At 73.7% G+C, this 15,498-nt stretch carries 16 protein-coding genes; 7 read left to right on the top strand and 9 right to left on the bottom strand.

The window, feature by feature from the left end:
- Positions 1–6 precede the first annotated feature (6 nt).
- The gene (locus RM844_RS03760) at positions 7–1,842 is read left to right on the top strand and encodes an ATP-binding SpoIIE family protein phosphatase (protein ID WP_394814417.1); all 1,836 of its coding nucleotides are present in this window, start codon (positions 7–9) and stop codon (positions 1,840–1,842) included.
- Positions 1,843–2,005: 163 nt separating this feature from the next.
- Here RM844_RS03760 and RM844_RS03765 read toward each other — a convergent pair whose 3' ends face one another.
- Positions 2,006–2,548 carry a carboxymuconolactone decarboxylase family protein gene (locus RM844_RS03765; protein ID WP_311664696.1) on the bottom strand — a complete coding sequence of 181 codons (543 nt, stop codon included), beginning with the start codon at positions 2,546–2,548 and terminating at the stop codon, positions 2,006–2,008.
- A 4-nt stretch (positions 2,549–2,552) separates the two neighbouring features.
- A complete protein-coding gene (locus RM844_RS03770; RefSeq protein WP_311664698.1) occupies positions 2,553–3,107 on the bottom strand; it encodes a peroxiredoxin in 555 nt (184 codons plus the stop codon).
- 247 nt (positions 3,108–3,354) lie between these two features.
- On the opposite strand from RM844_RS03770, the gene RM844_RS03775 reads away from it, so the two are divergent.
- On the top strand, positions 3,355–4,101 hold the full coding sequence (locus RM844_RS03775; RefSeq protein WP_311664700.1) for a DUF1707 SHOCT-like domain-containing protein: 747 nt from the start codon (positions 3,355–3,357) through the stop codon (positions 4,099–4,101).
- Between the two features lie 202 nt (positions 4,102–4,303).
- Positions 4,304–4,669 (top strand): WhiB family transcriptional regulator, encoded by a 366-nt coding sequence (locus tag RM844_RS03780; protein ID WP_311664702.1) that lies wholly within the window; start codon positions 4,304–4,306, stop codon positions 4,667–4,669.
- 214 nt (positions 4,670–4,883) lie between these two features.
- Here RM844_RS03780 and glpX read toward each other — a convergent pair whose 3' ends face one another.
- Positions 4,884–5,921, bottom strand: a complete 1,038-nt coding sequence (gene glpX / locus RM844_RS03785) for a class II fructose-bisphosphatase (protein WP_311664704.1) — start codon at positions 5,919–5,921, stop codon at positions 4,884–4,886.
- A gap of 157 nt (positions 5,922–6,078) precedes the next feature.
- Here glpX and RM844_RS03790 point away from each other — a divergent pair, with 157 nt between their 5' ends.
- On the top strand, positions 6,079–6,717 hold the full coding sequence (locus RM844_RS03790; protein WP_311664706.1) for a DUF4245 domain-containing protein: 639 nt from the start codon (positions 6,079–6,081) through the stop codon (positions 6,715–6,717).
- A 39-nt stretch (positions 6,718–6,756) separates the two neighbouring features.
- Here RM844_RS03790 and RM844_RS03795 read toward each other — a convergent pair whose 3' ends face one another.
- The 4 genes from RM844_RS03795 to xseA all read right to left on the bottom strand — a co-directional run bounded on the left by RM844_RS03795 (position 6,757) and on the right by xseA (position 10,583).
- Positions 6,757–7,350: a malonic semialdehyde reductase gene (locus RM844_RS03795; protein ID WP_311664708.1), complete on the bottom strand. Its 594-nt coding sequence runs from the start codon at positions 7,348–7,350 to the stop codon at positions 6,757–6,759.
- A 190-nt stretch (positions 7,351–7,540) separates the two neighbouring features.
- On the bottom strand, positions 7,541–8,848 hold the full coding sequence (gene thrS / locus RM844_RS03800) for a threonine--tRNA ligase (protein ID WP_311664710.1): 1,308 nt from the start codon (positions 8,846–8,848) through the stop codon (positions 7,541–7,543).
- Between the two features lie 209 nt (positions 8,849–9,057).
- Positions 9,058–9,327, bottom strand: coding sequence for an exodeoxyribonuclease VII small subunit (locus tag RM844_RS03805; RefSeq protein ID WP_311664712.1), 270 nt, complete (start codon positions 9,325–9,327; stop codon positions 9,058–9,060).
- Positions 9,328–9,332: 5 nt separating this feature from the next.
- A complete protein-coding gene (xseA, locus tag RM844_RS03810; protein WP_311664714.1) occupies positions 9,333–10,583 on the bottom strand; it encodes an exodeoxyribonuclease VII large subunit in 1,251 nt (416 codons plus the stop codon).
- Between the two features lie 63 nt (positions 10,584–10,646).
- Here xseA and RM844_RS03815 point away from each other — a divergent pair, with 63 nt between their 5' ends.
- Complete coding sequence (locus RM844_RS03815; protein ID WP_311664716.1) at positions 10,647–11,639, top strand: 4-hydroxy-3-methylbut-2-enyl diphosphate reductase; 993 nt, start codon at positions 10,647–10,649, stop codon at positions 11,637–11,639.
- 67 nt (positions 11,640–11,706) lie between these two features.
- Here RM844_RS03815 and RM844_RS03820 read toward each other — a convergent pair whose 3' ends face one another.
- Entirely contained in the window at positions 11,707–12,177 is a 471-nt protein-coding gene (locus RM844_RS03820) for a DUF6542 domain-containing protein (protein ID WP_311664718.1), read from the bottom strand.
- Between the two features lie 190 nt (positions 12,178–12,367).
- Here RM844_RS03820 and ychF point away from each other — a divergent pair, with 190 nt between their 5' ends.
- Complete coding sequence (ychF, locus tag RM844_RS03825) at positions 12,368–13,456, top strand: redox-regulated ATPase YchF (RefSeq protein ID WP_311664720.1); 1,089 nt, start codon at positions 12,368–12,370, stop codon at positions 13,454–13,456.
- A gap of 220 nt (positions 13,457–13,676) precedes the next feature.
- Entirely contained in the window at positions 13,677–14,147 is a 471-nt protein-coding gene (locus RM844_RS03830) for a DIP1984 family protein (RefSeq protein ID WP_311664722.1), read from the top strand.
- Positions 14,148–14,375: 228 nt separating this feature from the next.
- Here the strand turns inward: RM844_RS03830 and RM844_RS03835 are convergent, their stop codons facing one another.
- A complete protein-coding gene (locus RM844_RS03835) occupies positions 14,376–15,338 on the bottom strand; it encodes a cation diffusion facilitator family transporter (RefSeq protein WP_311664724.1) in 963 nt (320 codons plus the stop codon).
- Between the last annotated feature and the right edge of the window lie 160 nt (positions 15,339–15,498).

The raw sequence follows: 15,498 nt of genomic DNA on the forward strand, positions 1-15,498 counted from the left end.
CAGCCCATGGCTCGCACGGCGGACGCACCGCGCGCCGAGAGCCCAGCGCTGCCGCACGCCCGATCCGAGCCGGACACCACGGAAGCGCCACTCGTCCGTCCCACGACCGACGAGATCCCCACCGGGGGCATGCGGGAGCTGGAGCGACTGCGGTTCGTCGGCTCGGCCACCCGACGCATCGCGCGTGGCATGGACCTGGACGAGATCGTGCTGGGCCTGTGCCGCGCCTCGGTGCCCACCTTCTCCGACGCCATCCTGGTCTACCTGCGGCACCCGCTGCCGGTCGGTGACGAGCAGCCGGTCAACCCCTGGGTGCTCAAGCTGCGCCGCACCGACCGCATCCCCGAGGCGCTCACCCTGGAGTCGCTCGGGGAGCAGCTCGCCGAGGTCGACAGCGGCGAGCTGCCGCTGCTGTCCGGGGCCACGCCGCTGGTCGAGGTGCGGGGCAACGGCCCGCTGGCCGAGGTGCTGCGCGGGGTGCGGCCGGTGTTCATCGAGAGCCAGGTGTCGAAGGCCGCGATGCGGGAGCTGACCGGCGCCGGGGTGCTGCCCGAGGGGCGCCGCGCGATCCTCACCCCGCTGCGCGGCCGGCGCCGGGTGATCGGCGCGGCGATCTTCCTGCGCCGCCCGGACCGGGAGGTCTTCGCGGCCGAGGACCTCCAGGTGGCACAGCAGTTGGCGACGCACTCCGCGCTGGGGGTGGACAAGGCCGTGCTCTACGGCCGGGAGGCGTCCATCGCCGACGAGCTGCAGCGCACCATGCTCCCCGACGACCTGCCGCAGCCCACCGGCGTGCGACTGGCCAGCCGCTATCTGCCGGCGGCCCAGTCCGCGCGGGTCGGCGGCGACTGGTACGACGCGATCCCGCTGCCCGGCAGCCGGGTGGCGCTGGTGGTCGGCGACGTGATGGGACACTCCACGACCTCGGCGGCGATCATGGGCCAGCTGCGCACGACGGTGCAGACCCTGGCCGGTCTCGACCTCTCGCCGCTCGACGTGCTGCACCACCTGGACGAACAGGCCCAACGGCTGGGCCAGGACCGGATGGCGACCTGCCTCTACGCCGTCTACGACCCGGTCGCGCACCGGATCACGGCGGCCAACGCCGGCCACCCGCCGCCGGTCCTGCTCCATGTGGACGGCTCGACCGAGCTGGTCAACCTGCCGCCGAACGCCCCGATCGGGGTGGGCGGGGTCGACTTCGAGATGGTCGAGGTGGACGCGCCGGCCGGCGCCACGCTGCTGCTCTACACCGACGGCCTGGTGGAGTCCAGGACCCGGGACGTGTGGACCGGCGTCGAGCACCTGCGGGAGAAGCTGGCCAGCATCTCCCAGCTGACCCGGCCGGACGCCGCCGCCCCGCTGGAGCCGCTCTGCGACGAGGTGTTGGACATCGTCGGCCCGGGCGACCGGGACGACGACATCGCCCTGCTGGCGGCCAGGTTCGAGGGCATCGCCCCGGACGACGTGGCCTTCCGCTGGCTCGACCCGCGCGCCGAGTCGGTGCGGGAGGCCCGCCGGATGGTCCGCGAGCACCTCAGGCGCTGGGCGCTGGAGGACCTGCTGGACTCGGTGGAGCTGCTGGTCAGCGAGGTGGTGACGAACGCCGTCCGGTACGCGGAACGCCCGGTCACGCTGCGGCTGTTGCGCACCGACGTGCTGCGCTGCGAGGTGGGCGACGACGTGCCCCAGCTGCCGCGGCTGCGGCAGGCCGGGCCGGCGGACGAGGGCGGCCGGGGCCTCTACCTGGTGCAGCGGCTGGCCCAGGACTGGGGCGCGACCCGGCTGAGCACCGGCAAGCTGGTGTGGTTCGAGATCGGCACGCCGGACGCGAGCCGCTGACCGCGGCCGGCGGTCACGTCGTCCGCCTCCGACGCCCCGCCGGGGGCGTCGGGGGTGTCGCCGGCCGCGGTGGGCCGGTGGCCGGCGACGGCCCGTGGGGCCGAACACCGCACACCGGCCCGGGAGCTGTCGCCGGCTCGCGGCGCGGCCGCCGGGCGCGCCCTCAGGCGGTGACGCCGTGCAGCGCGATCTCGGCGTCCAGGGTGCTGGCGACCGCGGTCAGCACGGCGGCCACCCGGATCGCCTCCTGGATGACCTCGCGCCGCATCCCGCCCTCGCGCAGGGCCCGTTCGTGGGACTGGAGGCACCGGCCACAGCCGCCGACCGCCGAGACCGCCAGCGACCACAGCTCGAAGTCCGTCCTGGCCACCCCGGGGGAGCGCAGCGCGTTCATCCGCAGCCCGGCGGGGAGGGCGTCGTACTCCGGATCGGCGAGCAGGTGCCGGGTCCGGTAGAAGACGTTGGTCATCGCCATCAGCGCCGCCGCCGTCCTGGCCGCCCGGTAGGCGTCCTCGGACAGCGCCTTGCGGGCCTCGGGCTCGACCTCCCGCAGCAGCGGCCCGGAGCGGCTGGCCTCGGCGCAGGCCAGCAGGGTGCCCCAGAGCTGTTGTTCGGTCAGTTCGGTGTGGTTGGTCAGGGAACCGAGGCCCAGACTCAGGTCCTTGGCATGGGGCGGCAGCGCCGCCCGCAGCGCGTCGAGGGCCACCGGCTCACACCCCGGCCAGCAGCTTCTCGGCGTCCAACGTGTCCTCACCGCGGCGCCAGTTGCAGGGGCACAACTCGTCGGTCTGGAGCGCGTCGAGCACCCGCAGCACCTCCTGCGGGTTCCGCCCCACCGAGCCGGCGGTGACCATGACGAACTGGATCTCGTTGTCCGGGTCCACCAGGAACACCGCGCGCTGCGCGAAGCCGTCCTCGCCGCGCACCCCGCAGGCGCGCATCAGTTCGTGCTTGGGGTCGGACAGCATCGGGAACGGCAGCTCCCGCAGGTCCGCGTGGTCGCGCCGCCAGGCGTGGTGCACGAACTCCGAGTCCCCCGAGACGCCGAGGATCCGGGCGTCCCGCTCGGCGAACTCGTCGTGCAGCCGGCCGAAGGCGGCGATCTCGGTGGGGCAGACGAAGGTGAAGTCCTTCGGCCAGAAGAACACCACGGACCAGGCGCCCTCGCGGTCCTTGTTGGTGAAGGTCTCGAACCGCAGTCCCGCGGACGGGCCGACGACGCCGGTCAGTTCGTAGGTGGGGAACTTGTCACCGATGGTGAGCACGTTGGCTGCTCCTGATCGTTCGTAAGTGATCGTTTGGACGGGAGGTGAGCCCACGGTGACATACGCGAGCCTTCTCCCCGGGTGACCCATTCGCGGAAATACTCACTTCGAGTGGTTTTCCCGGAAGTTGACGGCTGGGTGGTGCCCACCGGCTGACGTCGCCGACGCCCGCCGCGGGCCGACGTGAACCAGCCGACCAACGCCCGTGCTCTGGTCGCGATGTATCGCGAGTCGGTAGGCTGGCGGGGTGAAAGCCGAGAAGCCGCCCGCGGTGTCCCTGCAGAAGCCGTCCGCCCCGGAGTCGTCCGCCGTGGCCGGGGCGGCCGCGGTGCCGGCCGCCGGCTCCCCGCCGGTCGCGCCGCTCGCCCAGGGGCCCAAGGAGGTGCGGGCCTCCGACGCCGACCGGGACCGCATAGCCGACATCCTGCGGGAGGCGTTGGCCGAGGGCCGGCTGGAGCCGGACGAGCACGCCGAGCGCCTCGACGCGCTCTACAGCTCCAAGACCATGGGCGCGCTGGAGTCGCTGATCAGCGACCTGCCGGCGGGCCAGCGCGAGGCGGCGCCCAGCCCGGCCGCGCCACCGCCGGCGCCGCCCGGCGGCCACCGGCACGGCGGGGTGCGCTCGGTCGGCGCGAAGAACGTGGTGGCCATCCTCAGCGGTGCCAGCCGCGCCGGCACCTGGCGGGTCGGCGACAAGGTCAACGCGGTCGCGGTCTGCGGTGGCGTGGAGCTGGACTTCACGGAGGCGCTGTTCGAGTCGCAGTACCTGACGATCACCGTCACGGCCATCTGCGGTGGCGTGGAGATCAAGGTCCCGGAGAACGTCACGCTGCGCGGCGGGGGCAGCGGCATCATGGGCGGCTTCGAGGTGCGGGAGATGGAGGCGGCCGATCCGCGCGCCCCGGTGATCACGGTGCAGGGCGTGGCGATCATGGGCGGCGTCGAGGTCCACACGGTCCGCGGCAAACGGTTGCGGGACCTGAGCGGAGGGTGAGGAGGCCCGTTCTCGGGCCGGTCAGCGGGGGTGGCTCGCGGGTGGCGCGGTCGCTTTGTGCATAAGCGTGCGCACAGCGGGTAGGGCTCGGGGGACCGTCACTCGTATGGCCGAGCATGGTGGGAAGTGAACCGTGGGGCTCCCACGACGGGTGAGGGTCCAGCCAGGAGCGACCCCCCGTAGCCGTCGTCAGGAGTTGACCGTGCTGCAACCGTCACCGCCACACGAGTCCCCGTGGTCCCCAGCCGGCCCCGCCCAGCCCAGTTCGAGAGATCTGGCGGGCCCGTGGCATTCGGAGGCTGCCTGCCGACGCGACGAGGCGGGGCTGTTCTTCGCCCCGTCACAGGAGCCGACCGCGGCCCGGCTCTCCAGGGAGCAGGCCGCCAAGTCGGTGTGCGCCCGTTGTCCTGTCCTGCTTGAGTGCCGGGAGCACGCCCTGCTCCAGCCCGAGCCGTACGGCGTCTGGGGCGGCCTGACGGCCGCCGAGCGCCGGGTGGTGCTCAGCCGGCGCCGCCGCCGGGAGGCCACCTCCGGCGGACGTTCGACGGACATCACCCGGATCGCCTGACCCGCCCTCTTCCCCCACCGCGCCGAGCGGCCTCCCACCCCGAGCGGCGTGCCCAACCTCCACACCCACCCTGGTCGTTCCACTCTCCCGCGGGGCGGCGGCACCACACCGGCCTTGCCGCCGCCCTCCGGCAGTACGTCGAGCGACGCCCCCTTCGCGTCCCGCCGGCGGAGAGCCGGCCGTGCTCTCCGCGGCCCGCTCCGGGCCGGTCGGGTCAGCCGAGGGCCGGGCTGTCGAAGTCCACCGCGCTGTAGGCGCGCAGCTTGGAGAGCCGGTGGGTGGAGTCGATCTGCCGGATCGTGCCCGAGCGGGAACGCACCACCAGCGACTGGGTGGTGGCGGTCTCCGCGCGGTACCGCACACCGCGCAGGAGTTCACCGTCCGTCACCCCGGTGGCGACGAAGAACGCGTTCTCGCCGTGCACCAGGTCGTCGGTGTGCAGCACCCGGTTCAGGTCGTGCCCGGCGTCCAGCGCCGCCCGCCGCTCCTCCTCGTCCTTGGGCCAGAGCTTGCCCTGGATGGTGCCCCCCAGGCACTTGATGGCGCAGGCCGCGATGACGCCCTCCGGGGTGCCGCCGATGCCCAACAGCAGGTCGACGCCGGTGTCCTCGCGGACGCTCATGATGGCGCCGGCCACGTCGCCGTCCTGGATGAACTTGATCCGCGCGCCGCTCTCCCTGACCCGCCGCACCAGGTCGGAGTGGCGCGGTCGGTCCAGGATCACCACGGTCACGTCGGCCGGCGAGCCGCCCTTGGCCTTGGCCACCCGGCGCACGTTGACCTCGGGGGGCGCGTCGATGTCCACGAACTCGGCCGCCTCGGGGCCGGTGGCCAGCTTGTTCATGTAGAAGACCGCGCTCGGGTCGTACATGGCGCCGCGCTCGGCGACCGCCAGCACCGAGACCGCGTTGTCCATCCCCTTGGCGGTGAGGGTGGTGCCGTCCACCGGGTCGACCGCCACGTCGCACTCGGGGCCGGTGCCGTCGCCTACCCGCTCGCCGTTGTAGAGCATCGGCGCGTGGTCTTTCTCACCCTCGCCGATCACCACCACGCCGTTCATCGAGACCGTGGAGATCAGCGCGCGCATGGCGTGCACGGCCGCGGCGTCGGCACCGTTCTTGTCGCCCCGACCCACCCAGCGGCCCGAGGCCATGGCGCCGGCCTCGGTCACCCGGACCAACTCCAGGGCCAGGTTGCGGTCGGGCGCCTGGGGGGCGACCTCCAGTTGGGACGGTAGGTGGTGATCAGTCATCGGAACGCACCTTTCCGGGTGCGTTGGGCGCACCCGTCCTGGGTTGAGGGTGCTCTGACTCTAGCTCGAACAGCCACAGATGAGCAGGGCGCCTATCTGATGAGCGAACCCGGGGGGCGGCTGCGCCGCTGTCAGCCCGGTGCGGGACCATGGCGGGGTGGCGAACGAAGAGGTGACCGAGGTCGCGCCGGAGGCCGGCGAGCGGGCGGCCGGGCCCGAGCCGGCGCAGCAGGACGGCGGCGACCGGCGGTTGAAGCGGCTGCGCCGCCAGAGCTTCCAGAACATGGTGCTGTCCCTGGGGCTGATCTGCCTGGGCACCTTCGCGGTCTACTTCGTGATGCCCAGCAACAGCGAGGAACAGCAGCCGACCCGCGCCGTCGAGTACGAGGTGGCCTCGGCCACCGCCGCGCGGGCCGCGCCCTACCCACTGGTGGTGCCCCAGGGGCTGCCCGCCGACTGGCGGGCCACCTCGGTGCGGTTCGAGCCCGGCGGCGAGTACGGCGTGACCTGGCGGCTGGGCTTCATCGACGCCGAGGACGAGTACGCGGCGCTGGCCCAGGCCGACGGTGACCCGGCGGACTTCGTGCCGTCCGTCACCCAGCGCGCCGAGGACACCGGCGAGACCGAGCGGATCGCCGGCCGTGACTGGGCGCGCTGGGAGGGCCCCAAGTACGACGCCCTGGTGCTCACCGAGGCCGAGGTGACCACGGTCGTGATGGGCACCGCGCCGCTGGGGCAACTGGTCGTGCTGGCCGAGTCCCTGGAGGTCAGGGAGACCACCCAGCCCGCCCCGTGACCGTCCGCCCCGCGGGGCGGACGGTCGGGCCCCCGGGCTTCAGAGGACGGTGACGGCCTCGTCGGCGGCGAGCCGGGGCGCCCGCGGCCGGTAGGCGTCCTCGGCCGGGTGGCCGATGTTCACCACGACCATCGAGCGCTGCCGGCCGTCGCCGAAGAACTCCTTGTCCACGGCCGCCGCGTCGAAGCCGGTCATGGGCCCCGCGGCCAGCCCGGCGGAGCGGACCCCCAGCAGGAAGTACCCGATCTGCAGGGCCGTGTTCATCAGCCCCTGCTCCTCCCGGACGGCGGCGTCCGCGAAGAACGTGTCCTTGAGCGTCGGCAGCGCGGGCGTCAGCGTCGGCAGCTTCTCGTGGAAGTGCAGGTCGACCGAGAGGATCACGGTGACCGGGGCCGCCGCCACCCGGGCCCGGTTGGCGTCCGAGACCAGCGGCAGCAGCCGCGCCCTGGCGTCCTCGCTGCGCAGCGAGGTGATCCGCAGCGGGGAGATGTTGAACGCGGTCGGCGCCAGCTTGACCAGGTCGTAGACGGCGGCCACCGTCTCGTCCGAGACCGGCTCGTCGGTGAACGTGCGAGCCGTGTGGGCCTCGCGGAAGAGCAGGTCGAGAGCGGGGGCGTCGAGCGCGAACGACATCTGGGACGGCCTTTCCGGCGATGAGCGGGTAGCGAGGGGAACGCGGCCCTGTTCGATCGACACTGACCGACGGCACGGGCGGGGGAGGGCCCGGCGGGGCTACGGCACGCGTAACGGTACCGGCGGGCGCGGCTATTCCGCCGCCCGCCGTGGCGCACGCCACCGCGCACCCGGCCGTCAGCCCGGGCCGCTACCGGGCGTCCTCGTCCCACAGTTCGGCCCGGTGGGCGTCGACCAGCCCGGCGATCCGCGCCAGGAACGCGCCACCCGGCAGCGGGTCGAGCCGCCGTCCGCCGCGCAGCCGCGGGGCGACCAGCTCCGCAGCCGCCTCGGCGGCCCCGATGACCGCCAGGTAGGGCACCAGCCGCGCCGCCCTGACCCGGGACCCGAGGCTGCCGTGCCCGGGTCCGACGACCTCGGCCCGCAGCCCGAGTCCGGTCGCCCGACGGACGAGCGTCGCCGCCGGCGCCGCCTCGGCCGCCGAGACCGGGAGCACCACCAGCTGGACCGGGGCCAGCCACGGCGGGAAGGCGCCGCCGTGTTCCTCGACCAGCTGCGCGACCGCCCGCTCCACGCTGCCGACGATGCTGCGATGCACCATGACCGGCCGGTGCCGGGCGCCGTCCGCGCCGACGTAGCGCAGGTCGAACCGCTCCGGCTGGTGGAAGTCGACCTGGACGGTGGACAGGGTGGCCTCCCGGCCCGCCGCGTCGGCGACCTGCACGTCGATCTTGGGCCCGTAGAACGCGGCCTCGCCCGCCGCCGCCTCGAACGGCAGCCCGGACCGGCGCAGGGCCTCGGTCAACAGGGCGGTGGACCGGCGCCACCGCTCGGCGCCGGCCACGTACTTCCCGCCCGGTCCCGGGAGGGAGAGCCGGTAGCGGGCCGGGGTGATGCCCATCGCCCGGTACGCGCCGCGGATCAGCTCCAGCGCGGCCAGCACCTCGTCGGCCACCTGGTCCGGGGCGCAGAACACGTGGGCGTCGTTGAGCTGGATCGCCCGGACCCGGGTCAACCCGCCCAGCACGCCGGAGAGTTCCGAGCGGTACATGCCGCCCAACTCGGCCAGGCGCAGCGGCAGCTCACGGTAGCTGTGCGCCCGGGACCGGTAGATCACCGCGTGGTGCGGACACAGGCTGGGGCGCAGCACGACCTGCTCGCCGCCCAGGTCCATCGGGGGGAACATGTCCGCGCGGTAGTGCGCCCAGTGCCCGGACAGCTCGTACAGCTCCCGCTTGCCGAGCACCGGCGAGCACACGTGCTGGTAGCCGGCCCGCCGCTCGACGTCGCGGACGTACTCCTCCAGGGCGTGTCGGACGGTGGCGCCGGCCGGCAGCCAGTACGGCAGCCCGGCGCCGAGCAGCGGGTCGGTGTCGAACAGGTCCAGCTCGCGGCCGAGCCTGCGGTGGTCGGGCATGGCGGTCTCCTCGCGGACGGCGGGACGAGTGACCGCACGGCGAAGCCCCGGGGCACTCGCCCCGGGGCTTCGATCAGACATCGGTCAGCGCGCCGGGACACTCTCCGGCGTCGTCGTCACAGCGGCGCGCTTCATGCCCGGCACCGTAGCAGCCCCGGGGTGGGCGGCACCCGGGCTTTTCCGGCCGCCGCCGAGCCCCCCGCCGCCCCGCCGCCGAGCCCCCCGCCGCCCCGCTGCCGCCGGCCGCCGACCCCCTCGCCGCTCCCGGCGCCGGACCGCGCCGGCGCCCGTCAGTCCTCCGCCGCCCCGTCCGCCGCTCCGTCCGGCTCGTCGGCCTCGCCCGCCTCCGCCCGGCGCTCCCGCTCCAGCGCCGCGTCCAGCCGGGCCCTGGCCCCGGCCAGCCAGTGGCCACAGATCCGGGCCAGCTCCTCCCCGCGCTCCCACAGCGCCAGGGACTCCTCCAGCGTCGCCCCGCCGGCCTCCAGCCGCCGGACGACCTCAAGCAACTCGTCCCGCGCCTGCTCGTAGCCGAGCGGCGCGCCCTCGTCCGGTTCCGTCATGGCCGTCACCCTATGTCTCCCCCGTCCGCCGACGACTCCGCCGGCCGCTCCCGTACCGTCACCCCGAACTCGCCCTCGGCGACCCGCGCGCGCAAGCCCTCGCCCGGCGCCACCTCGCCCGGGGCCCGCACCGCCGTGCCGTCGGCCCGCTGGAGCACCGCGTAGCCCCGGCGGAGCGTGGCCGCCGGGGAGAGGGCCACCACCCGCGCCCTGGTGTGCGCCAGATCGGCGCCCGCCGCGTCCAGCCGATGGCCCAGCGTGCGCCGGGAGCGCTCGACCAGGCCCGCCAGCTCCGCCGCGCGCTCCGTCACCAGCCGCCCCGGCTCCGCCAGCACCGGGCGCGACCTGACCCCGGCCAGCCCGCTCTCCTCCCGGCTCAACAGCGCCGCCAGCCGGCGCCGCGCCCGGTCCCGCAACTCCCCGATCCGGGCGGCCTCCTCGCCCACGTCGGGCACCGCGCGCTTGGCCGCGTCCGTCGGCGTGGAGGCGCGCACGTCCGCCACCAGGTCCAGCAGCGGGGTGTCCGGCTCGTGCCCGATCGCGGAGACCACCGGGGTCCGGCAGGCGGCCACCGCCCGCACCAGGCGCTCGTCGGAGAAGGGCAGCAGATCCTCGACGCTGCCCCCGCCGCGCGCCACGACGATCACCTCGACCTCCGGATCCGCGTCCAACTCCTGGACCGCCTCGATCACCTGCGGCACGGCCTGCACCCCCTGCACCGCGACGTTGCGCACCGCGAACCGCACGGCGGGCCAGCGGAGCCTGGCGTTCTCCAGGACATCGCGCTCGGCGGCCGAGGCCCGGCCGGTGACCAGGCCGATCCGCCCGGGCAGGAAGGGCAGCGGCCGCTTGCGGGAGGCCGCGAAGAGCCCCTCGTCGGTGAGCGCGCGCCGCAGCCGCTCCAGCCGCAGCAGCAGCTCACCGACCCCGACCGCCCGGATCTCCGCGGCCCGCAGGGACAGCTCCCCGCGCGGGGCGTACCACTCGGGCTTGCCGAGCACCACCACCCGGGCGCCCTCCGCTATCACGTCCGCGACCCGGTCGAAGACCGCGCGGAAGCAGGTGACCCGCAGGGAGACGTCCCGGGCCGGATCGCGCAGCGTGAGGAAGACCACCCCGAAGCCGGGCCGGCGGCTCAGCTGGGTGATCTGCCCCTCCACCCACACCGCCCCCAGCCGGTCGATCCAGCCGCCGATGAGCCGGGACACCTCCCCGACCGGGATCGGCGCCTCGGCCGAAGTCTGCGTCGCTGCCATGGAGTCACGCTAACGCCCGGCACTGACAGTGGACGTCCCGCGCCCCTCGGCAATCCCTCTACGATGGGGAACATGGCTGAAGACACCGTGCGTCGCCGCGTCCTGCTGGCCGCCCCCCGGGGCTACTGCGCCGGGGTGGACCGCGCCGTCATAGCCGTGGAGCAGGCCCTGGAGCAGTACGGGGCCCCGATCTACGTCCGGCACGAGATCGTGCACAACAAGTACGTGGTGCGGATGCTCGAACAGAAGGGCGCCATCTTCGTCGAGGAGACCGGCGCGGTGCCGCCGGGCGAGATCGTGATCTTCTCGGCCCACGGCGTCGCCCCCGAGGTGCACCGGGAGGCCGAGCGCGGCCGGTTGGCGACCATCGACGCCACCTGCCCGCTGGTCACCAAGGTCCACAAGGAAGCCGTCAGGTTCGCCAAGGACGACTACGACATTCTGCTGATCGGACACGAGGGTCACGAGGAGGTCATCGGCACCAGCGGCGAGGCCCCCGAACACATCACGCTGGTGGACGGCCCGGAAGAGGCGGCGAACGTCGAGGTCAGGAACCCGGACCGGGTCGTCTGGCTGTCCCAGACCACCCTCTCGGTGGACGAGACGATGGAGACCGTGGGCGCCCTCAAGGAGCGCTTCCCGCAGCTGGTCAGCCCGCCGAGCGACGACATCTGCTACGCCACCCAGAACCGCCAGACCGCCATCAAGCAGGTGGCCGCCGACGCCGACCTGGTGCTGGTGGTCGGCTCGAAGAACTCGTCCAACTCGGCGCGGATGGTCGAGGTGGCGCTCGGCGCCGGCGCGCGCGCCGCCTATCTGGTGGACAACGCCTCGGAGATCGACGCCGGTTGGCTGGACGGGGTGCGCACGGTCGGCCTCTCCTCGGGCGCCTCGGTGCCGGAGGTGCTGGTCGACGGCGCGCTGGAGTGGCTGGCCGAGCGGGGCTTCGGCGAGATCGAGGTGGTGCAGCCGGTCAGCGAGCACATCCAGTTCTCGCTGCCCAAGGAGCTGCGCCGGGACCTGCGGGCCGAGGCCGCGGCCAAGGTGGCCGACTGACCGGCGCCCGAGCCACCGGGCCCGACCCGGCCGGCCCACCGCCCGCCGACGGGCGGCGGGCCACCGGTCAGCGCGGGCGGCGCAGCCGGCGGCGGAGCAGCTGGAGCCCCTTGCGGACCAGCGCGATCCACACCGCCACCACGGTGCCGGCGAACAGCCACGGGGCGCGCAGCGCCAGCTCGGTCAGGGTGTTCATCGGGCCGGTGGTGGCCAGCAGCCCCAGGGCGAACGCGATCGGCGCGGCGATCGGCCCACAGATCAGCTCCGCCGGCCGTACCCAGCCGGCGGCGGCCACCGCGGCCAGCAGGAACAGCACCCCGTAGAGGGTGGGCGCCCCGCCGAACAGCTCGCAGAACCAGGCGGCGAGCACCATCGAGCCGGCGGCCAGCACCCCGCACCCCAGGCCGGTCAGCCGGGGTCGGGGCAGCCGGCCGAGCGCGACCAGCAGCGGCGCCCGACGCGGCCCGCCCGCCCTGGCCCTGGACCTGGCCGAGGACGGCGTCGCCCCGGCGGGCCGGGGCACCCGCCGGTGCACCACGGCCGCACGTTGCCGAGGGTGCCGAGTTGTGTGCGTACTGTGTTCCACCGGTCCAACGTAAGCCGCTGCTCCGGCCGTGCCGGGAGGGACACGCTTAACGGTCGATATGACCGCGCCCGGTGGGTGCTCCCCTGGGCGCCCGTAGACTGGTGAGCCGCGTCCACCCCTCACTCGTTCCGGGAAGTCTCACGTGTCGCTCACGATCGGTATCGTCGGCCTGCCCAACGTCGGCAAGTCCACGCTGTTCAACGCCCTGACCAAGAACGACGTGCTCGCGGCCAACTACCCGTTCGCCACCATCGAGCCCAATGTCGGCGTGGTCGGGGTGCCGGACCCGAGGCTGGCGAAGCTGGCCGAGGTGTTCTCCTCGCAGCGGGTGCTGCCGGCGACGGTGGACTTCGTGGACATCGCCGGCATCGTCCGCGGCGCCAGCGAGGGGGAGGGGCTGGGCAACAAGTTCCTCCACAACATCCGCGAGTCGGACGCGATCTGCCAGGTCATCCGGGCCTTCAAGGACGAGAACGTGGTCCATGTGGACGGTCGGGTCGCGCCCAAGAGCGACATCGAGACGATCGACACCGAGCTGATCCTGGCCGACCTGCAGACCGTCGAGAAGGTGCTGCCCCGGCTCCAGAAGGAGGCTCGGGTCAAGAAGGACAAGCAGCCCATGGTCCGCGCCGTCGAGGAGGCCAAGGCCATCCTGGAGGAGGGACGCACCCTCTTTTCCGCCGGCATCGCCCAGGGCGGCGAGCGCGCCGAGCCGCTGCGCGAGCTGCACCTGCTGACCGTCAAGCCGTTCCTCTTCGTCTTCAACGTGGACGAGGAGGAGCTGGTCGACGAGGCCTTCCAGGCGGAGCAGCGGGCGCTGGTGGCGCCGGCCGAGGCGATCTTCCTCAACGCCAAGCTGGAGGCCGACCTGGCCGAGCTGGACGAGGCGGAGGCGCTGGAGCTGCTCCAGACCGTGGGCCAGGAGGAGCCCGGCCTGGCCACGCTGGCCCGCGCCGGCTTCGCCACCCTGGGTCTCCAGACCTACCTGACGGCCGGCCCTAAGGAGGCGCGGGCCTGGACGATCAAGCAGGGCGCCACGGCCCCCGAGGCGGCCGGGGTGATCCACACGGACTTCCAGAAGGGCTTCATCAAGGCCGAGGTCATCTCCTTCGACGACCTCATCGACGCCGGCTCCGTCCAGGAGGCCCGCGCCCGCGGCAAGGCCCGCATGGAGGGCAAGGACTACGTGATGCGCGACGGCGACGTGGTGGAGTTCCGCTTCAACGTGTGACCGGGCGAGGGGCGTGACTACTCGCCCGGTACCGCGGGTGTCGCTGGCCGTTCCGTGTGGCACTGCCTCCGGCCCGACGGCGGGTCGGGATTCTGGCATGATCAGGTTTTCCGATGTGTGGATCGGACCAGTTGGTCGTCGGTAGGGGCACTCCGCGGCGCGTGACCGGCGGTCGCGCGTCGCGGACGGTGTGGGCGTGAGCCGGAGTCGAGGGGGAGAGATGAAGCTGGGGGAGGCGCTGACGCTGCGCTCGGACGCCGCGCGGCGGGTCGAGCAGTTGCGCGCCCGGGTGGTCAGCAGTGCCAGGTACCAGGAGGGCGAGCTGCCGGCCGAGGACGCCGGCGCGTTGTTGGCCGAGGCGGGGGAGACCCTGGACGCGTTGGAGGCGCTGATCCGGCGGATCAACCGGACCAACGCCGAGACCGTGCTGGAGGAGGGGGTCACCCTCACCGACGCGCTCGCCCGTCGGGACGTGCTGCGGCTGCGGCACTCGGTGGTCACTGCGGCGGCGGACGCCGCCGCCGGGCGGGACCAGCGGGGCGCCGCCCGGCAGTTGCGTTCGGAGCTGAAGATGCTCTCCGCCCTGCCGGTCGCCGGGTTGCGGAGCCAGGCGGACGCGCTGGCCCGGGACATCCGGGAGATCGACGTGCGGATCCAGCGGGCGAACTGGGAGGTCGACCTGCTGGACTGAGCGGGCGGACGTGGAGCGGGTAGCCCTCGTCGGAGGCGCGCACCAGCCGTGGGCCGGCGGTCAATCCGGTCCTCTTCTGGTACGCGGTGAGCAGTGTGGGGTTCGACTCCCCGGTACAGCGCAGCTCAGCACCGCGCACCGGTGACCGTGCATCGCGCACAGTTCACCACCGGGTGCGGATCCGACGTCGGCGAGGGCGGGCAAGGGGTTTCCACGGGCGGGGCGCCGTCAGGCGCGCTCGTCGACCGGCCGCTCGGTGGGCGGGGCTTCGGCCTCGCCGGCCGAGCGGTCGATGTCCGGCTCCAGGTAGATGGCCCTGGCCAGCGGCTCGGCCGCGCGGATGCGGCGCTCGGCCGCGTCGATCGCGCGTGCGACGGACGCCGCGTCGTCGTCGTGGTTGACGGCGATCTTCGCGGCCACCAGCAGCTCGTCCGGGCCCAGGTGCAGGGTCTTCATGTGGATCACCCGGGTGACGGTCTCGCCGTCCACGGTCGCCGCCCGGATGCGGGCCACGGAGCCACGCTCGGCGCCCTCGCCGAGCAGCAGCGACTTGGTCTCCACGGCGAGTACGACGGCGATGGCGACCAGCAGCACGCCGATGCAGAGGGTGCCGACGCCGTCCCAGACCCCGTCGCCGGTGGCCAGGGCCAGGCTGACGCCGCCGAGCGCCAGCACCAGGCCGACCAGCGCGCCGAGGTCCTCCAGCAGGACGACGGGCAGTTCGGGCGCCTTGGCGGTGCGGATGAAGCGGATCCAGGACTGGCCGGCGCGGACCTTGTTGGACTCCAGGATCGCGGTGCGGAAGGAGATGATCTCGGCGATGATCGCGAACACCAGGACCCCCACCGGCCAGTACCAGTGCTCGATCTCGTGCGGGTGTCGGATCTTCTCCACGCCCTCGTAGACGGCGAAGAGGCCGCCGACCGAGAACAGCACGATGGCGACCAGGAAGGCGTAGACGTAGCGTTCCCGACCGTAGCCGAAGGGGTGCTCCTCGGTCGCCGCCCGCTTCGCCCGCCGGCCGCCGAGCAGCAGCAGCGCCTGGTTGCCGGCGTCCGCCATCGAGTGCACGCCCTCGGCCAGCATCGACGAGGAGCCGCTGAACCCGGCGGCGGTGAACTTGCTGACCGCGATCGCGAAGTTGGCGGCCAACGCCGCGACGATCGCCTTTGTCCCACCTGACGCGCTCATGCGCCGCGTCCCTTCCCCCATGGCCCGCTGGCCCCTTCGGCCGCTGGCTCGTCGGCAGCATTCTGTCAGTCAGGCGGCGGCGGGAGGGCGGGGACAGGTGTGGGAGGAGTGAAGACGGGGGTGATGCTCGGGGCGAGGTGAAGCCTCGGTCATCACTTCG

It is taken from the genome of Streptomyces chisholmiae, assembly GCF_031845445.1.
Taxonomy (GTDB): Bacteria; Actinomycetota; Actinomycetes; order Streptomycetales; family Streptomycetaceae; genus Streptomyces; species Streptomyces chisholmiae.